This is a genomic window from Streptomyces sp. bgisy100 (assembly GCF_057709105.1).
Window position 1 is genome coordinate 1 of record NZ_JBYITE010000076.1, and the last position, 22,185, is coordinate 22,185.

Here is a 22,185-nt window from a genome sequence, read left to right on the forward strand (position 1 = left end):
TTGGTCACCATCTCGATCGGCTCCTTGCCGGGCACGAACGAGGTGAGGAAGGCGACCTTGGTGCCCTTCTCCGGCACCACCGGCACCGGATCCCGCGCCACCAGCGTGGCATGCGCGTTGGACAGCACGTTCAGCGTGCGGAAGAGCTCGATCAGCCCGATCGCCACCAGCATGATGGCGTCGAGAACGATCAGCGTGTCCGACGCGTTGTCCCGCTCGGTCCAGTGCGCGGGCTGCATCAGCCAGCCGAACAGCCCCAGCGAGACCAGCGGTGCGGCACCCAGCAGCAGCGCCGCACGGATGCGGTGCGGCTCGTCGGCCAGCAGGCTGCGGTAGCGCACCCGGTACGGCTGGTCGGGGTCGGGCTGGGTGAGGGGTCCGGCGAGCCGGCTGTAGTGCTCGTAGTCGTAGCGCGGCAGGACCTTCTTGGCGCGCCGAGGACGGCGGGCCGGACGGTGCTGCTGGGGTACGCGGAGCCGGGTCGTCCGCGACGCGTCGTAGGAGTGCCGGGCGCCGTCAGGCGTCGACGTCATGGGTCATTCCCCCCGCACGCAGGTCACTGCGTGTTCGTATGGCTTCTGGTCCCGGGTCAAGGTCCCCCTCGACAGACCCCGGCCCAGCGTTTTTCGGGTGGTCGTTCGTTAAGACTTCGAACAACCGCCTTCCGGTTGCATGATGCACGTTCAAGTGTCTGCACGTGAACAGGGGCCCCACCCTGTTGTCGAACGCAACCGTTCGAGCCCCAGCGCGCACGTTTGAGATTCCATTTACCCGCTGGAGCTGCGAGGTTCAGGATAGGCTCCCGAATCCGCACGCTTGATCGCAAGGCCGAAACGCACACATTATCGGTCGTATGTGTCCATTTAGGGAGCATTTGGGTTGGGCCGGGCGGACAGGATGCTTACGCTCCGTCAGTGACCCGCTGGAGAGGTGTCATCGGCGCTCCCGGGTCGGCCGGTGCTTCCGGATCGTGGGCCCGGCGTTCCTCGCGGGCGGACCGCAACCGGGTGCGGATGTCGCCGAAATGGTCGCGCAGGGCGTCCTCCGCGCGGGCCGCGTCCCCGGAGCGCACGGCGTGCAGGATCTCCCGGTGCTGCCGGAAGGTGCCCCCGGGATCCGGAGGGGTGTGCGTCAGGTCCGTGCGGACCCGGTGGAAGGCGTCCCAGAAGGCCTCCAGGAGCTCGCTCAACAGAAGGTTCTCCATCCCGCGGTAGAGGGTGGCGTGGAAGGCCCGGTCGGTGTCCGCCTGGACCGCGCCGCCGGAGGCCTCCCTCTCCATACGTGCCACGAGCGCTTCCAGTTCAGCGAGATCGGCGGCGGGAACGCGCCCGGCGAGCCGCGCTATCAGGCCGGTCTCCACCGCCTCGCGCAGTTCCAGCAGCTGGAGGAGGCTGTCCTCGCCCCGGAAGTGCCCGGCGACCGTGCGGAAGGTCAGGCCCTCGATCATCGGCGCCATGGACATCGGCCCCACGTAGGTGCCGAAGCCGTGCCGGATCTCCACGATGCCCATCGCCTGCAGCGCCTTGAGGGCCTCGCGGACGGAGTTGCGGCTGACCCCGATCAGCTCCATGAGCTCGGTCTCGGTGGGCAGTGGGGCGCCGGACGGCAGCCGCCGGTCGATGATCAGCTTCTTGATCCGGTCCTGGATGTCGCTCGCCATTCCGCGACTCTGCACCGCAACCTCCGTTTTGGCCATCCCTCGGGCCTGTCCGGCGTGGTGCCGTTCGCGCGGGGCGGGGCGGGATGTGCCGGACCGGCCCTGGGCCGCGGGCGGAGGGCGCGGGCGGAGGGCGCGGGCGGAGGGCGCGGGCGGAGGGCGCGGGCCCGAAAACGACTTCGGTCCCCCTCGCCGAAGCGAGGGGGACCGAAGTGTCATGTGCGCCGCCAGGGACTCGAACCCCGGACCCGCTGATTAAGAGTCAGCTGCTCTAACCAACTGAGCTAGCGGCGCCTGCTGACGGAAGGATCCTACCCGACGTCCGGGGATGCTCCGAATCGGCCGACGACCGGCCCCGAAGAGGGGGTGGTGAGTGGCCCGGGTCACACCTTCGGGGGCGGAATCCGGGCGCGTACGCTGCGGCCGCATGGAGATCCACGAACTGGCGGCCGACGCCTGGCACCTCGTCGAACGGGTGCCGGGCCCACGGGCCGTCCTCGGGCTGGCCGGGCCGCCCGGAGCCGGCAAGTCCACCCTCGCCCGCGCCCTGGTCGCGGAGATCGAGCGGCGGCACGGCCCCGGCGCGGCCGGCTATCTCCCGCTCGACGGCTTCCACCTCTCCAACGTCCAGCTCGACCGGCTCGGCCTGGCCTCCCGCAAGGGCTCCGCGCCCAGTTTCGACGTCCACGGGTACGCGGCGCTGCTGCACCGGGCCGTCACCGAGACCGGCCACGACATCTATGTGCCGGACTACGACCGGACCCTGCACGAACCCGTCGCCGCCCGCCACCTGATCCGCCCCGGCACCCGGCTCGTCGTCACCGAGGGCAACTACCTCGCCTGCGACGAGCCCGGCTGGACCGCGGCCCGGGGCAGGATGGCCGAGGTCTGGTACGTCGACGCTCCGGGCGAGGTGCGCGACCGGCGGCTCGTCGCCCGGCAGGTGGCCGGCGGCCGCACTGCCGCGGAGGCCCGTGCGTGGGTGGACACCAACGACCGCCCCAACGGTGAACAGGTCGAGCGTGCGCGGGGGAACTGCGACCGCGTCCTGCCGCCGATTGGTCTGGACATCTCCAACGGCCGGGATTAGCCTGCGAATTGGTCTGGACCTGAACCGCGCTGAGCTCATCACCCCTGCTCGCAGAACATCCCCCACGTTCTCCAGGAGCACAGCATGCGCACACGCACCCGGGCGGCCGTGGTCGGCCTCTCCCTCACCGGCACCCTCCTCCTCGCTGCCGCCGGCGCCACCGGTCACGGCAGCCCCCACCTCCCCGTCAGCCGCCAGGTCCTCTGCGCCAACGGCGCCGTGCAGGACTGCGGCCCCATCCAGTGGGAGCCGCAGAGCGTCGAAGGCCCCCAGGGGTTCCCGCAACGCGGCCCCGCCGACGGCACCATCTGCAGCGGCGGGAACAGCCGCTTCGCCCAGCTCGACGACCCCCGCGGCGGCACCTGGCCCGCCACCGCGGTGACCCCCGGTGAGCGCTACACCTTCAGCTGGAGACTCACCGCCCCGCACGCCACCGAGGACTTCCGCTACTACCTCACCAAGCCGGGCTACGACCCCGCCCGTCCGCTCACCCGGTCGGCGCTGGAGACCCGTCCGTTCCTCACCGTCCCGTTCGGCGGCGCCCGCCCGGGAACCACCGTCACCCACACCGGCACCCTCCCCTCCGGGCGCACCGGCAAGCAGCTGATCGTGGGTGTCTGGACCATCGCCGACACGGAGAACGCCTTCTACGCCTGCTCGGACGTGCGCTTCCCGGGCTGACGGGGCCCGCTGCGCCTCGCCCCGCGGGGCCGCCCTCCGCCGCCTTGATGCGGCTGAGCGCGGGGGTGCGGGCCGGTTCGGCCGGTCCGCGCCCTGCCGATCTGACGTACCGTCAATTATGGTGCCTCGCCATGGGGACGACAGCGGAGACCGCAGCGGAGACAGTCGCGGAGCTGGTGCACGCCCGCTGGGGCGACCACCGCCCCGGCCTCAAGTACGAGGACCGGCTGCTCACCGCGCACCAGCTCGCGGCCCGGGCCGCCGCCCGCGCCGCGCTCCTGGCCGACCTGCTGCCGCCCCGCGCGGAGCCGCACGTCGGCGTCCTGCTGGACAACGTCCCCGAGTATCCGGTGTGGCTCGCCGCCGCGGCCCTCGCCGGCGCCACCGTCGTCGGCATCAACCCCACCCGGCGCGGCCCCGAACTGGCCCGCGACATCGCCCACACCGACTGCGGCCTGCTGATCACCGAGCGGGCCCATCTGCCGCTGCTCCGCGGCCTGGACCTCGACATTCCCCGGGAGTGCGTCCTCGTCGTCGACGACCCCGGCTACGCCGCCCTGCTCGCGCCGTACGCCGATGCCCGCCCCGGCGAGGCGCGGCTCCGCCCCGTCGGCCCCGGCACCCGGTTCCTGCTCTCCTTCACCTCCGGCTCCACCGGCGCCCCCAAGGCCGCCATCTGCTCCCAGGGCCGGCTCGCCGCCGCGGGCCGCTCCCTGGTGACGTACTTCGGCCTGGGCCCGGACGACGTCCACTACATCTGTATGCCGATGTTCCACGGCAACGCCGTCATCGCCGACTGGGCGCCCGCCCTGGTGAGCGGGGCGGCCGTCGCGCTGCGCCGCACCTTCTCCGCGTCCGGCTTCCTGCCCGACGTCCGGGCCTTCGGGGCGACCTACTTCACCTATGTCGGCCGCGCCGTGCAGTATCTGCTCGCCACCCCCGAGCGCCCGGACGACCGCGACCACCCGCTGCGCACCGGCTTCGGCACCGAGGCGGGCGCGGTCGACGCGGCGCGCTTCACCGCCCGCTTCGGCGTCCGGCTCGTCGAGGGCTACGGCTCCTCGGAGGGCGGCGCGGCCCTCCAGCGCTCGCCGGACGCCCCGCCCGGGGCCATCGGCCGCGCCGCCCCCGGCGCCGACCTCGCGGTGGTCGACCCGGAGACCGGGGAGGAGCGGCCGCGGGCGGTTCTCGACCGGTCCGGGCGGCTGCTGAACGGGGACGCGGCGATCGGTGAGCTGGTCAACCGGGGCCGCAGCCCGTTCGAGGGCTACTGGCGGAACCCGGCGGCCGAGGCGGCCCGCACCCGCGGCGGCTGGTACTGGACCGGTGACCTCTTCTTCCGCGACCCCCAGGGCTTCTTCCACTTTGCCGGGCGCACCGACGACCGGCTGCGGGTCGACAGCGAGAACCTGGCCGCCGCCATGATCGAGAACATCCTCGCCGACTACCCGCCGGTCGCGTCCGCGGCCGTCTACGCCGTCCCCGACCCGGTGGCGGGCGACCAGGTCATGGCCGCCCTGGCCCTGCGCGCCGGGGAGGCCTTCGACCCGGAGGGCTTCGCCGCCTTCCTGGCCGCCCGGCCCGACCTGGGCACCAAGATGGCCCCCCGGTTCGTGCGCATACCGGCCGCCATGCCGGTCACCGCGACCAACAAGGTCCACCGGGCCGCCCTGCGCCGCGACGGCTTCCGCTGCCCCGACCCCGTCTGGTGGTCCCCGCCGGACACGGGCCGGTGCGGGACCGCGTACCGGCGGCTGGACGAGGAGGACGTCGCACGGCTGCTCACGCGCTACCGGGAACAGGGCCGGGACGATCTGCTGGGGCGCTGACCGGTGGCCGGCCGCTGAATCCCACGGCGGGCGCCGACCGCCGTAGCCACGGGCCCGGACATGACACCGGGGCCGGGGGCGACACCGCGGGACGGAAACGACGCGGCCGGAAGTGACACAGCCGAAAGTGACACGGCCGGAAGCGACACAGCCCGGAAATGACTCAGGGCGTCCTCGGAGAACCGAGAACGCCCAGGTCAACAGCGTTTTGCGTGGTGCGCCGCCAGGGACTCGAACCCCGGACCCGCTGATTAAGAGTCAGCTGCTCTAACCAACTGAGCTAGCGGCGCTCGCTGACGTCGTAAATACTACCCGCTCCTCGCGGGTGCTCCTGACCACCTCAAATGGCGAGCGAGAGCAGCACCGGCGCGGCCTTGCGGTTGAGCGCGTCAGCAGCCTTGCGCAGCCGGTGGGCGTGCTCGATCGGCAGCGACAGCGCCAGGCAGCCGACCGCCTGGCCCGCGGTGATCGGCACCGCCGCGCAGACCGTGCCCACCGCGTACTCCTGGAGGTCCAGCACCGGCACCGTCGGCGGCTGGTTGTCCAGCTTGGTGAAGAGCACCTTCTCGCTGGTGATCGTCCGCGAGGTGAGCCGGGCCGTCTTGTGCCGGGAGAGGTGGTCGCGCCGGCCGTTGTGGTCGAGCTGGGTGAGCAGGCACTTGCCGACCGCGCTCGCGTGCGCCGCGGACCGGAAGTCCACCCACTCGTTGACCTTCGGGGCGCGGGGCCCGTCGGCGTACTGGGTGATCTTGACTTCGCCGTCGATGTAGCGGCTGATGTAGACCGCCGCTCCGACCGAGTCGCGGATCTCCGACAGGGTGCGCTGGAGCTTGTCCTCCAGGGCCTGCCGGCGGTCGTCGCCCGAACCGAGCAGGACGAGCGATTCGCCCATGACGTAAGCGCCGTCGGCGACCTGCTCCACGAAGCCCTCGCGGCGCAGCATCAGCAGCATGGGGGAGAGACGGCCGGACGGCACGCCGGTCTCGCGCGCGATCTGTGCGCCGGTGACGCCACCGCCGTGCCGGGCGACGCATTCGAGCACACGGAGTGCGTACTGCACCGACTGGAACGGCGCCGTCGGCTCGGGCTTGAGCGCCACGGTTTCCCCCTAGCAGGTTGTGACCGCTTGCGTCGTCGCCGTCGCTGCCGGTGACGAGGGAGTGGCGCTCCATGCGGCGCCCGGCAGCTGGGCTGGGATACCACGATAGCCGCCAAGAGGCCTAAAGGGAGCAGCTGTTGGCCAGATCGACGGCGCGCTCCCGCCCGGCCGGGCAGGAGCGCGCCACCATGGCATATGCCCCGGTCACGGAGTGACCGTCGGAGCTGGGACGTCAGAGCACGGCGCTGAGGAACTCCCGGGTGCGCTGGTGCTCCGGCTCGCTGAAGATCTTCTCCGGCGGGCCGGACTCGATGACCCGCCCGGAGTCGAACATCAGCACGTCGTCCGAGATGTCCCGGGCGAAGTTCATCTCGTGGGTCACGCACAGCATGGTGATGTCGGTGCTGTGCGCGATGTCCCGGAGCACGTCCAGCACACCGGCCACGAGCTCCGGGTCCAGCGCCGAGGTCACCTCGTCCAGCAGCAGCACCTGCGGCCGCATCGCCAGCGCCCGGGCGATCGCCACCCGCTGCTGCTGCCCGCCGGAGAGCTGGGTCGGGTACTTGTCGATGTGCTCGGTCAGCCCCACCAGCTCCAGCAGCTCGCGGGCCCGCTCCTCGGCCTCGTCCTTGCCCAGGCCCAGCACGTGGACCGGCGCCTCGGTGATGTTCCGCAGCACCTTCATGTTGGGGAAGAGGTTGAACTGCTGGAAGACCATGCCGATCTTCTTGCGGATCTCCCGGCTGTGCTTCTCGCCCGCCGGGACGAGCTTGCCGCCCCTGTCCTCGTGGGTGAGGTACTCCCCGGCGACCCGGATCGTGCCCTCGTCGGGCTTGGCCAGTGTCATCAGCAGCCGCAGGATCGTGGTCTTGCCGGAGCCGGACGGGCCGATGAGGGTCACGTGCTTGCCCGGCGCCACCGTGAAGTCGAGGTGGTCCAGGACCGTGTTGCTGCCGAAACGCTTCGTCACCTGGTCGAAGCGGATCAGGTCGCTGCCGTTCGTGCTTCCCGGAACGGGCGGGGCGGGGGTGTTGTCAGTGGACAAGACGACGCTCCAGGAATCGCATGAGGAGGGATGCCGGGTAGGAGATGAGGATGAACGCGACACCGACCACGGTGTACGGCTCGATGTACTGGAAGGTCTCGGCCCCGAACAGCCGGGCCTCGTTCAGCATCTCCGGGACGCCGATCGCCAGCAGCATCGGGCTGTCCTTCAGCAGCGCGATGACGTAGTTGCCGAGCGCCGGGACGACCCGGCGGATCGCCTGCGGCAGGATCACCGCACGCCAGGTGCGGCCGCGCGGCAGGCTCAGCGCGGTGGCCGCCTCCCACTGGCCCTGCGGCACGGCCTCGATACCGGCCCGGTACACCTCGGCGGTGTACGTCGAGTAGTGCAGACCGATACCGATGACCCCGGTGGCCAGCGCGGTGGTCTGGATGCCCCACTCGGGCAGCACGAAGAAAAAGAAGAACAGCTGGACCAGCAGCGGGGTGTTGCGGATGAACTCGACGAAGATCCCCACCGGCCACCGCACGAAGCGGGACGGGACCCGCAGCACCAGCGCCCAGACCAGACCCAGCGCGAACGCCAGCAGGGAGCCCAGCACGGTCGCCTGCAGGGTGACCTTGACGCCGTCCCAGAACATCGGCATGAAGTCGCCGACGACGGACCAATCCCAGCTCATGACGGGCCTCCCCCGACGGTCATGCCGAAGGACTGATCGGTCTCCTGCCGGATGCCGAGCTTGCGGACGATGCCGCCGCCCTTCTCCGGCTTCTGGCCGATCCGCGCCTTCGCCCTGCTCTCGGCCAGCCGCATCACCCGGGTGAGCAGGAAGGCCAGCACGAAGTACATCAGGAGGATGGTGAAGTAGATGCTGCCGCTCTCGCCGGTCGCCAGGCGGGCCAGCTGCGCCGCGAAGGAGATGTCACCGACGCCGAGCAGCGAGACCAGGGCGGTGCCCTTGAGCAGCTCGACCAGCAGGTTGTTGAACGGCGGCAGCATCTCCGGCACGGCCTGCGGCAGGATGATCAGCCGCAGCCGCTGCCAGGGGGAGAAGCTCAGGGCGATACCGGCCTCGCGCTGCGCCGGGGCGACCGCGGCGATGCCGCCGCGGACGATCTCCGAGCCGTACGCGCCGTAGGAGAGCCCCAGGGCGAGCGTGGCGGCCCACATCGGCACGAACTGCCAGTTGAAGGCCAGCGGCACCACGAAGAACAGCCAGAACATCAGCACCAGCGCCGATGTCCCGCGGAAGACCTCCACGTAGAAGCCGGAGAGGAAGCGGACGATCCAGAACCGCGAGGTGCGGGCGATCCCGGTGACGAAGGCGACCACAGCGCCGAGGGCCGCGCTGTAGATCGTGAGCTGGACCGTGATCCAGATGCCCTTGAAGATCAGTCCCCAGAGTTCGGCTGTCATCCCTTGCACAGCTCCTCTGCCGTCAGGTCGGTCATCTCGGTGGCGGTGAAGCCGAAGGGCTTGACCACCCGGAGGAGCTCGCCGCTCTTCTTCATCTTCAGCAGCTGTTCGTTGAAGGCGTTCCGCAGCTTCGTCTCGCCCTTGCGGAAGGCGAAGGCGCCCGCGCCGTACGCCGGCTTGCCATCGAGCCTCGGCAGGAACGGTTCGGTGCCCTCGACCTTGGGGTTCTTGGTCTGCTCGACGACGTTGCGCACCGTCAGACTGGTCCCGGCGAAGGCGTCGGCCCGGCCCTGGGCGACGGCCAGCAGGCCCGCCAGCTGGTCCGGGTAGATCTGGATGGAGTCGCGCTTGACGCCGGCGTCCACCGCGTAGTCGATCTCGGCGTAGGCGGTGCCGCTCGCCAGCTTGGCGCCGGTCCGCTTGATGTCGGCGTAGTTCCGCAGCCCCTTGGGATTCCCCTTGCGGACGATGAGGGCGTCCAGCACTTGGTAGTCGGGGTCGGCGAAAAGGACTTGTTTGCATCGCTCCGGGGTGATGAACATGCCCGCGGAGATCACATCGAACTGCTGTGAGTTGAGACCGGGGATCAGTGATCCGAACTCGGTCGGGACCGGCTGGACGTGCGGCACGCCGAGCCGTTTGAAGATGATCTTTGCAAGTTCCGGGGCCTCTCCCGTGACCTCCGCCTTCTTGCTGATGTAGCCGAAGGGGATCTCACCGGCGATCCCCAGCCGTACCGTGCCCTGGGCGCGGAGGCGTTCCAGCAGGTTGCCCCCGTCCGTGACATCGGCAGTGGAGACCCGGCTGCAGCCGGCTGCTCCCAACGTGCCGAACGCTGCCGCTCCCGCGATCAATGAGCGGCGGCTGACCGGTCTCTCGATCATGTCGTTCCCCTGTGGTGAGCCATGGGCGCGCGGCTACCCGACCCTGCTCCAAATATTCCGATCGTTTTCAGCCGGTTGTGATCGGCGCGCTTGACCAGATAGACACAATGGGGCACGTATCCGACCGAGAGGACCCACGATGGCAGACCGCTTCATCGAAGTCTCGCTCGACAAGCGCGGTGTCACCTGTACGGCGAAGCTGCTGGACGACCGCGCGCCGATCACCTGTGATGCGGTGTGGAACGCCCTTCCGCTGGGCGGAGACGTCTACCACGCGAAGTACGCACGCAACGAGATCTACGCGCTGCTGCCCCCCTTCGCCCCGGCCGAGCCGCCGCTGGAGAACCCGACCATCACCCCCATCCCGGGGGACCTGTGCTACTTCACCTTCTCCGACACCCAGTTGGGGACGAAGTCCTACGGGTACGAGCAGCAGGCCAAGCATCAGGGGCAGGTCCAGGTCGTCGACCTGGCGCTGTTCTACGAGCGCAACAACCTGCTGATCAACGGGGACGCCGGGTGGGTCCCGGGCATCGTCTGGGGCTCGGTCGTGGACGGGCTCGACCGCATGGCCGACGCCTGCCAGGACCTCTGGCGGGCCGGCGCGCTGGGCGAGACGCTCAACTTCCGACGGGCCTAGGGCGAGCACCTTCCGACACGCCTGGGGCGAGCCGTCCGGGCCTGCCACCCGCCTCGCGGGGCGACGGGCCCGGGCCTCGTCCGGGAGGGGCCGTGCGGGCAGCTCGGAGCGGCTCCCTCCTGAGCGGCGCGCCTCCGGTCGACACGCCTCCGGTCGACACGCTTCCGCAGCCGGTGACACCGGAAGCCGGGTCGTGGGCCCGCGGGTCAGCCGCGCACCACCGGCGGCGGGCCGACGCCGTCCGCGACCCCCGCCTCGTACAGCGCGTGCGCCGCCCGCAGCACCAGGTCGTCCCCGTGGCGCGCGGCGACCAGCTGCACCCCGACCGGCAGCCCGTCCCGGTCCTGTCCGCACGGCACGGACGCGGCGGGCTGCTGGGTCAGGTTGAAGGGGTAGGTGAACGGCGTCCAGCCGGTCCACCGGCTCAGCCCCGAGCCCCGGGGCACCTCGGCCCCCGCCTCGAACGCGGTGATCGGCAGGGTCGGGGTCACCAGCAGGTCGTACCGCTCGTGGAACCGGCCCATCGCCACCCCCAGCGCCATCCGCTCGTCCACCGCCGCCAGGTAGTCCAGCGCGCTGTACGCGGCGCCCCGCTCGCAGACCTCCCGCAGCCCCGGGTCGAGCAACGCGCGCTCCTCCGGGCCGAGATGCTGCACCACGCGGGCCACGCCGCTGAACCACAGGGTGTGGAACGCCTCCACCGGATCCTCGAAGCCGGGGTCCGCCTCCTCCACCCGGGCCCCCAGCTCCGCCAGCCTGTCGACCGCCCGCCGGACCGCCCCGGCCACCTGCGGATCGACGGCCACCCGGCCGCCGAAGTCCGGGGACCAGGCGACGCGCAGGCCCGCGACCCCGCCGCCCAGCGCGTCGCGGAACGGCCCGGACACCCGGCCCAGCTGCGACCAGTCCCGCGCGTCGGGGCCGGTGATCACATCCATCAGCAGGGCCGCGTCCGCCGCGTCACGCGTCATCGGCCCGACGTGCGCCAGCGTCCCGAAGGGGCTCGCGGGATAGTTCGGCACCCGGCCGTAGGTGGGCTTGAGCGCGAAGATCCCGCAGAAGCCCGCGGGGATGCGGACCGAGCCGCCCCCGTCCGTCCCCAGGCTCAGCGGACCCGCGCCGACGGCCACCGCGGCGGCACTGCCCCCACTGGAGCCGCCCGCGGTGCGCCCCGGGTCGTACGGATTGCCGGTCGCCCCGTGCCGCGGGCTGTCCGTGACGCCCTTCCAGCCGAACTCCGGCGTCGTCGTCTTGCCGAGGAACACCGCGCCGTGTTCGCGCAGCCGCGCCACCGCGGGCGCGTCCTCGTCCCAGGGCCGGCTGCCGGCCCGGACGGTCCGTGAGCCGCGGAAGGTCGGGGCGCCGCGCTGCAGCAGGATGTCCTTCACCGACACCGGGACGCCGTCCACCAGGCCGGCCGGCTCGCCGCGGCGCCACCGCTCCTCGGACTCGGCGGCCCGGCCCAGCGCGTCCTCGGCGTCGACCCGCACGAACGCGTTGAGGGCCGGCTCGGTCCGCTCGATCCTCTCCAGCGCGGCGCGGGCCGCCTCGACGGGGGAGAAGGCGCCGGAGGCGAAGCCCTCGACGAGTCGTACCGCGGTCAGGTCGCTGAGCTCGGTCATCCAGCCCTCCATGGAGAAGTCGCTCGGGGCGCAGGGGATCGGAACGCGGACAGGAGCCGGAGGCGGCGCCGGCGCCCGGCGACCCGGGCGGGACGTGGCTACCGGTACCGGGTCAGGCCACCGGGACGTAGCCCAGCCGTTTGTCGACCACATTGAGCAGCGGCTCGCCCGCGGCCCAGCGGTCGAAGTTGTCCATGAACTGTTCGGCGAGGGCATTCCGCCAGCCGATCGTGTCCCCGCTCATGTGCGGTGACACGAGCAGGCCCGGCACATCCCAGATCCGGCTGTCGGCGGGCAGCGGCTCCTCCTCGAAGACATCCAGGGCCGCGCCGCCGATGGTCCGTGCCAGCAAGGCGTCGACCAGATCCTTCTCCACCACCATCGGCCCGCGGCCGACATTGATGAACCGGGCCGACGGCTTCATCCGCCCGAATACGGACGCGTGGAACATGCCCCGGGTGGCATCCGTCAGGGGCGCCGCACAGACCACCCAGTCGGCCGACGGCAGCAGACCGTCCAGGGCGGCGCTGCCGTGCACCCGGCCGAACTCGGGATCGTCCTCGCGCTCCGTCCGGCCCACCAGGTCCGTGCCGACCCCCAGCGCCATCAGGGTCCGGCCGATGGCCCGGCCGATCGGCCCGGAACCGACGACGACCGCACGGCTTCCGGCCACCCGCATCGTCTCCCGGTGCTTCCAGCGCCGCTGCCGCTGGAGCTCCCAACTGCCCGGAAAATCCTTGGCCATGGCGATGACAAGGCCGGCGACGTACTCGGCGATCGGCTGCTCGAAGACCCCGCGGGCATTGGTCACCACGGTGTCCGAGCCGGCCAGCTCGGGGCAGAGCAGCCGGTCGACGCCGGCGCTCGCGGTGTGCACCCAGCCCGGCCGGGGGCCGCCGCCCGGCCAGGCGGCGCGCACGGCGTCGGAGGTGAAGTCCCAGACGAGAAGTGCGTCCGCGGTCGGCAGCAGCTCGGGAAGGGACTGCTCGTCGCTGGTCACGATGCGGACGCGTCCGGTCAGCCGGTCCAGCCGGGGCTCGGGATCGGTGCCGAATACGAGAAGGGTGCGCTCGGACATGGGCGGGAAACCATTTCGCAACGTAGGTCCGCTTGGCTGATTCGGAAGGTCGGCGAGAAGCCGGAGAAACCGAGGATTGACCACGCTAGGGAGCGGAAACTACCTTCGTCAACACGGGCCTCTGCCCGACATCTGTCCCGGCGTCCCGGCGTGTTCCGGCTTTCGTTTCTTCCTGCCATCGTGCCAGCCCTCCGTTGTGTATTGGGGCTCGAAATGGACGTCTCCTTTCTGGGTGGTCCGCAGCCACAGCGTGGTGTGGGTGTCGTAGCACCGTTCGATTTCGCTCTTGATCGAGAATTGTGGCGCTGGGTGCCCGACGAAGTGTCGCTGCACCTCACGCGGACGCCTTTTGTGCCGGTTGAGGTCAGTCTCGACCTGGCCCGGGTGGTGAGCGAGCACGAAACCCTGCGCGAAGCGGTGCAGGCCCTGTGCGCGGTCGCCCCGGAGGTCGTCGCCTACGCCTGCACATCGGGCAGCTTCGTCGGCGGAATGGCCGGGGAGCGCGGGATGTGCGCGGCCATGGAGCAGTCCGGGGAGCTCCCGGCGCTCACCACCTCGGGTGCCCTGCTCGCCGCCCTGCGGGAGATCGGCGCCCGGCGCATCGCCCTGGTCACCCCGTACACCAAGTCGGTGACCACCTCCCTGGAGGACTACCTCGCCGAGGGCGGCGTCTCGGTCACCGGGCGCGCGTACCTCGGACTGACCCGGCACATCTGGAAGGTGCCGTACCGCGACGTGGTGGACATGGCGCGGCAGGCGGTGGTGGGCGCGGCGGACGCGCTCTTCATCAGCTGCACCAACCTCCCGACGTACGACGTGATCCCGCAGCTCGAGGCGGAGCTGCGCATGCCGGTGCTGTCGGCGAACCAGGTGACCATGTGGGCGGCCCTGGCCCGGATCGGGGAACAGGCGGTCGGCCCGTACCAGGCGCTGCTGGACCCGGTGGCCAGACGCGGTCCGGCGGCCATGGCGTCCCAGCCGGAGTACCCGCCGGTCCGTCCGGGCTCCCTGCCGGGGCCGATGTACTCGACGGAACGGTCGGAGCCGGAGGCGGCCTTCGCGGCCCCCGCGGCCCAGCCGGACGCGGGCGACGCCGGGGACGGACTGGAACCGCCGCTGTACCCGGACGAGCCGGGCGGGCCCGCGCTCGGGTGAGGCACCGGGATCTGAGCTCCGTCGGCCCGGCCGGGTGGCTCGGGGCGGGCGGTACAGCCCGTGGCGGCGGTGCTGGAGCGGTGGTGCCGGAGCGGCAGTGCTGGAGCGGCGAGGTGCGGGGCCCGGGCCCGGTGGCCGACATCCGGTCGCCACCGGGACGCGCCGGAATTCGACGGGACCCGACGGGACGCGCCGGGACCCGACGGGACGCGCCGGGACCCGACGGGATGCCGGGATTCGCCGGGCGCGGTTCCGGTGGCGGCTGGGCTCCGCTCACCCGCAGGGGTGAAGGCCGGCCGGAAGACCGGCAGAAGACGGCACAGGCGGAACCCCACGGAGCCCGCAGGTGTAATCAGAGCAGTTGCACGGGAGCCGTCCGCGCAACGCACGGCGGCTGACGACACGTGGGCGCCGTATCGGTCCGGCCGGAAGAGCCGGTCGGGACCGAGGAGAAACAGCGCAGCCCGAAAGCGCGGCGCGCAGGCCGAGGGCAGTGCAGCTCGAAAGGCGGCACTGTTCCGAGGCGGCGCAGTTCCACGGCAGTGCAGCTCTGGGGCTGTGCGGCTTGAGAAGAACCGCAGCTCGAGATGAAGGCCGTTCGAGAAAAGCACACGGAACATGACACGGAGGTGGAGATGACAGACGCGGCGACGATGCGGGCATCGGAGGAAGCGGCGCCCGGGGCGGCAGTCGGTTTCCTGTACCCGGGGTACTCGGCCGAGGACGACTACCCCCGGCTGGAGTCCATGCTGTCGGCGGGCGTCCGGCTCCCCCTGGTCCACACGGACATCGGCGAGGACGCCCACCGGGTCGACGCCCTGCTGGAGATGGGATCGGCCGGGCGGCTCGCCGCCGGGGTCGAGGAGCTGAAGGCCCTCGGAGCGCAGGCCGTCGTCTGGGCCTGCACCAGTGCGAGCTTCGTCTTCGGCTGGGAGGGCGCGCACGAACAGGTGCGTGAGCTCTCCCGCACCGCGGGCCTCCCCGCCTCCAGCACCTCCTTCGCCTTCGCCCGTGCCATTCGCGCCGTCGGTGCCGACCGGGTGGCCATCGCGGCGACCTACCCGGAGGACGTCGCCGAGCACTTCATGGCCTTCCTCAAGGCGGCCGGCACGGAAGTCGTCGCCATGCGCGGCAGCGGCATCATCACCGCGGCCGAGGTCGGCACCTGGGGGCGTGACGAAGTGCTGGAGCTCGCCCGGGCGGGCGACCACCCCGATGCCCAGGCGGTCCTCCTCCCGGACACCGCCCTCCACACCGCCGCCCACCTCGGCGAGCTCGAGTCCGAGCTGGGAAAGCCGGTGCTCACCGCCAACCAGGTCACCGTCTGGGAGGGACTGCGTCTGCTCGACCGGACCGCGCTCCGCCCGGACCTCGGGACCTTGTTCACCGCCGAAGCGGGGAGCCGCACGCCGATACCCGGGTGAGCCGCGGGAGGCACGGGTGCCTCGGGAAGGCTGGGGCGGCCTCGGGACGGGTGAGTATGCCTCAGGCTCCTCGGGCGCTTCGGGAATGCCGGGGCCGGGGTACGCCTGCGCCGGGTCAGGGCGTCCGGGAGCTGAGCATGCTGGGCACGGGCCCTGGACTCGCCCCGCACGCGGGCCCCGGGATCGGGGCTGGTGCCGGTGCCGGTGCCGGTGCTGGAGCCGGAGGCTGGGGACCAGGGACCAGGGACCAGGGACCAGGGCCAGGGCCAGGGAGCCAGGGCCAGGACCAGGACCAGGACCAGGACCAGGGTTAGGACCAGGCGCCCGGAGCCACCGGAGCCCAGAGCCCGGAGCCCGGGAATAAGCGGAGTGCGTCTCCGGTTGCTGCCTCCGTCGCAGGCAGACCAACCAGGGAGGCGGGCCAGGCATGGCCGAGCAGCACGACAGCATCCGCGCCGGGGCAGCCGGGACCGCACCGGTTCCGCTGTCCGTTCTCTACCTGGCCACCGTCGGCAGTGGCCGGACCGCGACCGACGCGCTGCGCACCAGCGTGGAACTGGCGCGGGGCGCGGAGAGGCTCGGCTACCACCGGTTCTGGGTCGCGGAGCACCACTCCATGCCCGGTGTGGCCAGCTCGTCCCCCGCGGTGATCCTCGCCCACCTCGCCGCCCACACCGAGCGGATACGCCTCGGCTCCGGTGGGGTCATGCTGCCCAACCACGCTCCGCTGGTCATCGCCGAACAGTTCGGCACCCTGGAAGCCCTGGCACCGGGACGGATCGACCTCGGGCTGGGCCGCGCACCGGGGACCGACGGGGCGACGGCCGCCGCCCTGCGCCGCACGGACCGGCTGAACGAAGGAGCTGAGGACTTTCCCCAGCAGTTGACCGAACTGACCCGCTTCCTGGACGACGACTTCCCCGACGGCCATCCCTACCGCCGCATCCACGCCGTGCCCGGACCGGTCCAGGGCACGGTCGCCGGCGGAGTGCAGTCCCCCGCGAGGCCGCCCGTCTGGCTGCTCGGCTCCAGCGGGTTCAGTGCCCGGCTCGCCGGGGTGCTCGGGCTGCCGTTCGCGTTCGCCCACCACTTCTCCGCCGCCCATACGATTCCCGCGCTCGATCTCTACCGCGAGTCCTTCCGTCCGTCCGCGACGCTCGACGAGCCGTATGCGCTCATCGGTGTCTCGGCGCTCGCGACGGAGGACGAGAAGGAGGCCCGCCGAGAGGTGCTGACCGGTGCCCTCTCCATGGTCCGGCTGCGCACCGGACGACCGGGTCTCATCCCGTCACCGGAAGAGGCCGAGGCCCACGAGTTCAGCGCGCTGGAGCAGGAGTTCGCCGAGAGCTGGCTGCGGAACGTCGTGCACGGTACGGCCGATGCCGTACGCGACGGACTCGACGGCCTGGTCAAGCGGACCGGCGCCGACGAGCTGATGATCACGAGCAATGCGCACGGCGCCCGGGCGCGGCTGCGTTCCTACGAACTGATCGCCGAGGCCTACGGACTCCCCGGCGCCCAGGGCTGACGTCCCGCCACCGCCCCCGGCACACTCGGCGGACCCGACGACGGAGCCCCCGCGGATCGCGGCCTCCGGCAGGCGGCGGCCCGGCGAACGGCAGCCCCGGCGAACGGCGGCCCCGGCGAACGACGACCCTGGCGAAGGGCAGCCCGGCGAACGATGGCCCTGGCGGACCGACTGCCCCGGTGTCTCGGCAGCGACCGCCGAGGGGAGAACCGGGAGGGAAAGGGGAGGGGGCGGGGCGGGGGAGGGGTCAAGGGGCGGGGTGGGGCCCCAACAGCGCCGACACCCGGTCCGGCGGCACCGGGCGGGAGTAGAACCACCCCTGCCCCGTGTCGCAGCCGATGCGCCGCAGCCGGTCCGCCTGTTCGGCGCTCTCCACGCACTCGGCGGTCACGGTCAGCCCCAGCCGGTGCGCGAGCTGCACCAGGGCCTCGACGATGGTCTCGTCGGCCGGGTTCGGGTGCTCCTCGTCCCGGAAGCCCTGCACGAACGATCCATCCAACTTCAGCGTGGAGACGGGCAGTCGGCTCAGGTAGGCGAGGTTCGAGTAGCCGGTCCCGAAGTCGTCGATGGCGATCGAGACCCCCATGTCGCTCAGCGCCTGCAGCGCTTGGAGCGGTCGCCCGGCCGACCCCATGACGGCGGACTCGGTCAGCTCCAACTGCAGCAGTTCGGGCGGCAGTCCGGTGGTCTCCAGGATCCCGGCGACGTCCGCCACCAGGTCCGAGTCCCACACCTGTCGCACGGCCACGTTGACGCTGACGAAGACCGGGGCGTCGGGGTGCTCCAGCTGCCACCGGCGCGCCTGCCGGCAGGCGGTCTCCAGCACCCAGCGGCCGAGTTCGACGATGGAGCCGTCCTCCTCGGCCAGTCCGATGAACCGATTCGGCGCGAGGGTGCCGAACTGCGGGTGACGCCACCGCACCAGCGCCTCCACCCCGCGCACCGACCCGTCGCCGAGGCCGACCAGCGGCTGGTACTCCAGGGTGAACTCACCGTGCTCCACGGCCGGCCGCAGGGTGCTCGCCAGCGCCTGCCGGGTCATCCGGTGGGCGTTGCGCTCCGGGTCGAACAGCGTCCAGCGGGCCTTGCCGTCCGCCTTGGCCCAGTACAACGTGGTGTCGGCGGCCTGCATCAGGGCCGTCGCCGTCGTCCCCGCCGCGACCCGTTCGACGACGCCGATGCTCGCCGAGATGGACAGCCGCTGCCCGGCCAGCTCGAACGGCCTCTGCAGGGTGGCCAGTACGGACCCGGCGAGCGCCGACAGCTGCTCGGTCCCGGTGGAGTCCTCGACCAGCAGCGCGAACTCGTCGCCGCCGAGCCGGGCCACCAGGTGCCCGCCGCGCCGCCCGTAGCCGGCCTGGTCCGCGCAGTGCGCCAGCCGCTGGGCGACGGAGCTCAGCAACTGGTCGCCCACCCGGTGCCCGAGGGTGTCGTTGACCGCCTTGAAGCCGTCGAGGTCGAGATAGCAGAGCCCGATCCGGCCCGTGCTGCCGCGCGGATGGACCGAGGTGTCCAGCGCCGCGGCGAGCCGCTCGAAGAACAGCGCCCGATTGGGCAGCCGGGTCACCGGGTCGTGCATCTGCAGATGGCGCAGGCGCGCCTGGAGGTCGCGGCGGTCGCTGATGTCCGCGACCGACATCAGCACGCTGCGGCTGTCGGCCAGCGGCGCGACCGTCACATCCGCCCAGACCGACTGCCCGTCCGGACTCTTGAGCCGCTGGGTGCAGCGGAGGCGTTCGCTGCGCCCGCGCAGCACTTCGCAGTACGCGGCCCAGGTGCGGGAGTCCTGGCCCAGGCCGACGAGGTCGGCGGCGGGCTCGTCGGTGAGCCGGGCGGGTTCGGCGCCTAGCAGGGCTCCGAGCGCCTGGTTGGCACTGATCACCTTGCCCTCGCGGTCGAGGACCGCCATGGCGAGCTGCGCGGCGTTGAACGCGGCCTGCAGATCACGTACTTCCGAGGCGGGTCTGCCGACCCCGGGTTCCGTGCGGGACCGGCGGCCCGTCGCACTACGTTCCGTGACCGTCGGCACCGTGATGCCGGGCCCGTGGCCCGGCCCGTCGGGGGATTCGCTCACCGCTCGCTCCCTCAGGGCACTCGTCTCGTACAGATCACGCAGAGGTGGTCCGGCCGGCGGCGGACGACCGCCCATGGAGGAATCCGCGCTGGAAATGTGGCGATCATAGAGGCCGGTGGGAGGGGCGTTCCAGTAAGGCAACCGTGATTCCGGGCACCCGTGGCGGCCGTCACGACCGTTCCTGCGCGTCTTTGAACGCCCCTGTTCTCTCAATGACCTTCTGTGACTGTCAGTGACACGGGAAGGCGCCCTCCCGATCACTCGACCGGGCCACCGGAACAGGACATATAGGCATGAACCCCCACAGGGTGGATGAGGAGTTCCGATTCCGCTCGGGGAGGTCGACGTGCCGCGTCCGCAGACACCCGGGGGAGTGGAACGGTCGCGGCTGCGCAGCCTCGCGGCCGCGTTCACCTCCCTCACGGCGATGATCGCCACATCGCTCGTCGCGGGCCCCGCAGTGGCCGATTCGGCGGCGGGCCCGTGCGCGCTCGCGCGGACCGGAGCGCACCACTCCGAAGGGGTCGACTCCTGGAACGCCGCCTACCCCAGGCCGCAGGGCCGTCTCGACGCGGTGATGGTGTTCCTGTCCTTCCCCGACTCCACCCCGGACGCCACCCCCGACGAACTGGCCGCCGACTACTTCCCCGACACCTCCGGCTTCTTCCGCCGCGCGTCGTACGGGCGTTTCGAGCTCCGCGTCCACCCGGTGCGCACCTGGGTGAAGATGCCGCGCACGTCCGGCGCGTATGGGATAGAACGGGACTGGGACCCGGGTCTGCGGACCAAGTACCTCAGTGACGCCGTCAAGGCCGCCGACAGCCGGGTGGACTTCTCCCGGTACGACATCGTGTATCTGATCGCCGATCCCGACGCCCCCGGGGTGGACTCCGATGCCACCAAGGTCGTGAACTTCGCCCGTCCGCTGCTGGCCGACGGGTCGGCCCTGCGCCGGATCGTCACCGTCTTCGAGCAGCACCCCCCGGACCGCAACGTGCTGGCCCACGAGACCGGCCACGTCTTCGACCTGCCCGACCTCTACAAGCGGCCCCAGGACGGCAAGGGCGACTGGGACACCCATGTCGGCGACTGGGACCTCATGGGCAGCCAGTTCGGGCTCGCACCCGAACCGTTCGGCTGGCACAAGTGGAAGCTGGGCTGGCTCGACCGGCATCAGGTCGGCTGCGTCCGGCGGGGCGGCACGAGCCTCCACAGCCTCACCCCGCTCACCGCTCCGGCCGCCCCCGGTGCGGGCGACGGCGAGCGGCTCCTGGTCGTCCGGACCGGGGAGGCGGCCGCGCTCGCGCTCGAGGTCCGTGACAACCGGGGGAACGACTCCGGGACGTGCACCAGGGGTGTGCTGGTGTACCGGGTGCGCAGTGGGGCCGCCTCCGGCAGCGGCCCGATGGAGGTGCTCGACGGTCACCCCCGGACGAGCGCCTGCCGGGAGTCCTCCGTCTACCCGCCCTTGGCGGACGCGCCGCTCGGCGTGGGGGAGCGGATGACCGACCGGGCCAGCGGGGTCGTGGTGGAGGTGCTGGGTACGGACAGCAGCGGCCGATGGACGGTCAAGGTCACCCGGCCCTGACGGCGGAGCCGACGGGGTGCGGAGCCGGGGGTAGAGGGGCGGGGCGAGCGGGACCCGGAGAGTGACGTGCGCCCGAGAACGATCCGAGCCTGCGGGTGCCCCGTGCACGAGATGTCCCGTGCCCGAGCATGACTCGTGCCAGAGAACGGCCCGTGCCCGAGAACGGCCCGTGCCCGAGAACGGCCCGTGCCCGAGAATGACGAAAGGCTCCCTCGCGAACGAGGAAGCCCAGGTCAACGGTGTAACCGTAAGTGCGCCGCCAGGGACTCGAACCCCGGACCCGCTGATTAAGAGTCAGCTGCTCTAACCAACTGAGCTAGCGGCGCCTGACGTGGAAGACATTAGCATCCGGATCCGGGGGATCAAAAATCGATAAGCCTCAGCCCGGGGCGAGGGCGGATTCTGCCGCTCCGCCGCGCTCGTCCGCACCGGCGCAGTAGCTCCGAGCTGCGTGGACGACGGCCCGGAGCAGGATCTCGGGCCCCGGCAGCCAGGGGTGCCGGACCTCCGGGGCGACCAGCCACCGGGATATCCCCCGCTCCGTCCACTCCGGGCCGGCGTTCCGCGGCGGTCCGGCGGGTGGCGGCACCGCCACCGCGTCCCCCGCGCCGTGGAACAGCAGCGGTGGCACGGCGCGGCTCCGGGCCGCGCCGCCGAGCAGCTCGGGCAGCCGACGGGCGGTGCCGGTCGCGGCGAAGATCAGCATCCGGCTGCGGTGCACCGATACCGGCCCGGTGCCGGGACCCTCGGACCACAGTCGGTCCAGCATCCGGCGGCCGAAGACGGCCGGGACGTTGATCACGTCGAACGCGGTGCCGCGGGGCAGGACGCCGGGCGCGGTGGGGTGGCGTGACCAGCGGGCGAGCAGGCGGTGCGGGGCCGGGTCGGCGGACACCAGCCACTGGGCGCCGGCGCTGGTCACCCGTCCGGCTGTGGCCCGGCGCGGGCCCACCGCCGGCCGCGTCCCTGCTCTGGGGCTGCCGCCATGCCCGGCCGTGGGCGAGCCGGACGCGGACTCCGGGCCGGGCTCCGTGGGGCCCTGCTCCGGGGCGTCGGCGTCGGAGGCGTCCGGGCGCCGGTCGGCGTCGAAATGCCAGCTGTCCCGCTGCCAGTCGTTCATAAACAAACAAGTACCGGACTTGGATGCTCCGACTCCGGTGAATAGCAGAAATGGGGACAGGGTGGGGAGTGGTGGGGTACCTTCCCGCGCGCATATGCCGACGGCCGGGTGCGGCCGTCGGCGGCCCAGGACCCGTTCGCCGTGGGGTACGGCGCGCCGGTCCTGGGCGTCGGAGCGTGCTGCCGTTCGTGCTGTTCACGCCCCTGACCAGCCCAGACGCCATGACCAGTCCAGACGGCGCGCTGTGCGGTGAGTGCGGGGAGGCGGCGCTGTCCGGCGGGTCAGCGGCCGGTC

At 71.9% G+C, this 22,185-nt stretch carries 18 protein-coding genes, 3 tRNA genes and 1 pseudogene; 8 read left to right on the forward strand and 14 right to left on the reverse strand.

Features of this window, described 5'->3' with window-relative positions:
• The 3 genes and pseudogenes from AC3EQ1_RS29865 to AC3EQ1_RS29875 all read right to left on the reverse strand — a co-directional run.
• Positions 1 to 533, reverse strand: a pseudogene (locus tag AC3EQ1_RS29865) (glycosyl transferase); the annotation flags it as partial.
• Between the two features lie 368 nt (positions 534 to 901).
• Positions 902 to 1,660 (reverse strand): FadR/GntR family transcriptional regulator, encoded by a 759-nt coding sequence (locus tag AC3EQ1_RS29870; protein ID WP_432097440.1) that lies wholly within the window; start codon positions 1,658 to 1,660, stop codon positions 902 to 904.
• 217 nt (positions 1,661 to 1,877) lie between these two features.
• Positions 1,878 to 1,951 (reverse strand) — tRNA-Lys (locus AC3EQ1_RS29875).
• Between the two features lie 133 nt (positions 1,952 to 2,084).
• Between AC3EQ1_RS29875 and AC3EQ1_RS29880 the strand changes: the two genes are divergently transcribed.
• The 3 genes from AC3EQ1_RS29880 (at position 2,085) to AC3EQ1_RS29890 (ending at position 5,257) form a co-directional block, all read left to right on the forward strand.
• Positions 2,085 to 2,747 (forward strand): nucleoside/nucleotide kinase family protein, encoded by a 663-nt coding sequence (locus AC3EQ1_RS29880; RefSeq protein WP_432097441.1) that lies wholly within the window; start codon positions 2,085 to 2,087, stop codon positions 2,745 to 2,747.
• Positions 2,748 to 2,831: 84 nt separating this feature from the next.
• Positions 2,832 to 3,428, forward strand: coding sequence for a lytic polysaccharide monooxygenase auxiliary activity family 9 protein (locus AC3EQ1_RS29885; RefSeq protein ID WP_432097442.1), 597 nt, complete (start codon positions 2,832 to 2,834; stop codon positions 3,426 to 3,428).
• Positions 3,429 to 3,559: 131 nt separating this feature from the next.
• Entirely contained in the window at positions 3,560 to 5,257 is a 1,698-nt protein-coding gene (locus AC3EQ1_RS29890; RefSeq protein ID WP_432097443.1) for an AMP-binding protein, read from the forward strand.
• Between the two features lie 213 nt (positions 5,258 to 5,470).
• Here the strand turns inward: AC3EQ1_RS29890 and AC3EQ1_RS29895 are convergent.
• From AC3EQ1_RS29895 to ehuB, 6 genes are all read right to left on the reverse strand, one after another.
• A tRNA-Lys gene (locus AC3EQ1_RS29895) sits at positions 5,471 to 5,547 on the reverse strand.
• Positions 5,548 to 5,597: 50 nt separating this feature from the next.
• Positions 5,598 to 6,356 (reverse strand): IclR family transcriptional regulator, encoded by a 759-nt coding sequence (locus AC3EQ1_RS29900; RefSeq protein WP_432097444.1) that lies wholly within the window; start codon positions 6,354 to 6,356, stop codon positions 5,598 to 5,600.
• Between the two features lie 232 nt (positions 6,357 to 6,588).
• Positions 6,589 to 7,401 carry an ectoine/hydroxyectoine ABC transporter ATP-binding protein EhuA gene (ehuA, locus tag AC3EQ1_RS29905; protein WP_432097445.1) on the reverse strand — a complete coding sequence of 271 codons (813 nt, stop codon included), beginning with the start codon at positions 7,399 to 7,401 and terminating at the stop codon, positions 6,589 to 6,591.
• Positions 7,391 to 8,041 carry an ectoine/hydroxyectoine ABC transporter permease subunit EhuD gene (gene ehuD, locus AC3EQ1_RS29910; RefSeq protein WP_432097446.1) on the reverse strand — a complete coding sequence of 217 codons (651 nt, stop codon included), beginning with the start codon at positions 8,039 to 8,041 and terminating at the stop codon, positions 7,391 to 7,393. Before ehuD ends, ehuA begins: the two co-directional genes overlap by 11 nt.
• On the reverse strand, positions 8,038 to 8,778 hold the full coding sequence (gene ehuC / locus AC3EQ1_RS29915) for an ectoine/hydroxyectoine ABC transporter permease subunit EhuC (RefSeq protein WP_432097447.1): 741 nt from the start codon (positions 8,776 to 8,778) through the stop codon (positions 8,038 to 8,040). Before ehuC ends, ehuD begins: the two co-directional genes overlap by 4 nt.
• The gene (gene ehuB, locus AC3EQ1_RS29920) at positions 8,775 to 9,662 is read right to left on the reverse strand and encodes an ectoine/hydroxyectoine ABC transporter substrate-binding protein EhuB (protein ID WP_432097448.1); all 888 of its coding nucleotides are present in this window, start codon (positions 9,660 to 9,662) and stop codon (positions 8,775 to 8,777) included. The genes ehuC and ehuB overlap by 4 nt, the downstream gene beginning before the upstream one ends.
• Before the next feature lie 139 nt (positions 9,663 to 9,801).
• On the opposite strand from ehuB, the gene AC3EQ1_RS29925 reads away from it, so the two are divergent.
• Positions 9,802 to 10,302, forward strand: a complete 501-nt coding sequence (locus AC3EQ1_RS29925; protein ID WP_432097449.1) for a DUF3830 family protein — start codon at positions 9,802 to 9,804, stop codon at positions 10,300 to 10,302.
• Between the two features lie 206 nt (positions 10,303 to 10,508).
• On the opposite strand, the gene AC3EQ1_RS29930 is transcribed toward AC3EQ1_RS29925, so the two are convergent.
• Positions 10,509 to 11,924 carry an amidase gene (locus AC3EQ1_RS29930; RefSeq protein WP_432097450.1) on the reverse strand — a complete coding sequence of 472 codons (1,416 nt, stop codon included), beginning with the start codon at positions 11,922 to 11,924 and terminating at the stop codon, positions 10,509 to 10,511.
• Positions 11,925 to 12,036: 112 nt separating this feature from the next.
• Positions 12,037 to 13,002: a D-2-hydroxyacid dehydrogenase gene (locus AC3EQ1_RS29935; protein WP_432097451.1), complete on the reverse strand. Its 966-nt coding sequence runs from the start codon at positions 13,000 to 13,002 to the stop codon at positions 12,037 to 12,039.
• A 213-nt stretch (positions 13,003 to 13,215) separates the two neighbouring features.
• Here AC3EQ1_RS29935 and AC3EQ1_RS29940 point away from each other — a divergent pair, with 213 nt between their 5' ends.
• The 3 genes from AC3EQ1_RS29940 (at position 13,216) to AC3EQ1_RS29950 (ending at position 17,109) form a co-directional block, all read left to right on the forward strand.
• Positions 13,216 to 14,157 carry a maleate cis-trans isomerase family protein gene (locus AC3EQ1_RS29940; RefSeq protein WP_432097452.1) on the forward strand — a complete coding sequence of 314 codons (942 nt, stop codon included), beginning with the start codon at positions 13,216 to 13,218 and terminating at the stop codon, positions 14,155 to 14,157.
• A 635-nt stretch (positions 14,158 to 14,792) separates the two neighbouring features.
• The gene (locus tag AC3EQ1_RS29945; RefSeq protein ID WP_432097453.1) at positions 14,793 to 15,581 is read left to right on the forward strand and encodes a maleate cis-trans isomerase family protein; all 789 of its coding nucleotides are present in this window, start codon (positions 14,793 to 14,795) and stop codon (positions 15,579 to 15,581) included.
• Between the two features lie 427 nt (positions 15,582 to 16,008).
• Positions 16,009 to 17,109, forward strand: coding sequence for an LLM class flavin-dependent oxidoreductase (locus AC3EQ1_RS29950; protein WP_432097454.1), 1,101 nt, complete (start codon positions 16,009 to 16,011; stop codon positions 17,107 to 17,109).
• 247 nt (positions 17,110 to 17,356) lie between these two features.
• Here the strand turns inward: AC3EQ1_RS29950 and AC3EQ1_RS29955 are convergent, their stop codons facing one another.
• On the reverse strand, positions 17,357 to 19,258 hold the full coding sequence (locus tag AC3EQ1_RS29955; RefSeq protein ID WP_432097455.1) for a putative bifunctional diguanylate cyclase/phosphodiesterase: 1,902 nt from the start codon (positions 19,256 to 19,258) through the stop codon (positions 17,357 to 17,359).
• A 271-nt stretch (positions 19,259 to 19,529) separates the two neighbouring features.
• Between AC3EQ1_RS29955 and AC3EQ1_RS29960 the strand changes: the two genes are divergently transcribed.
• Positions 19,530 to 20,771 (forward strand): M6 family metalloprotease domain-containing protein, encoded by a 1,242-nt coding sequence (locus AC3EQ1_RS29960; protein ID WP_432097456.1) that lies wholly within the window; start codon positions 19,530 to 19,532, stop codon positions 20,769 to 20,771.
• A 252-nt stretch (positions 20,772 to 21,023) separates the two neighbouring features.
• Here the strand turns inward: AC3EQ1_RS29960 and AC3EQ1_RS29965 are convergent.
• A tRNA-Lys gene (locus AC3EQ1_RS29965) sits at positions 21,024 to 21,097 on the reverse strand.
• A 53-nt stretch (positions 21,098 to 21,150) separates the two neighbouring features.
• A complete protein-coding gene (locus AC3EQ1_RS29970; protein ID WP_432097457.1) occupies positions 21,151 to 21,891 on the reverse strand; it encodes a hypothetical protein in 741 nt (246 codons plus the stop codon).
• Positions 21,892 to 22,185: the final 294 nt, after the last annotated feature.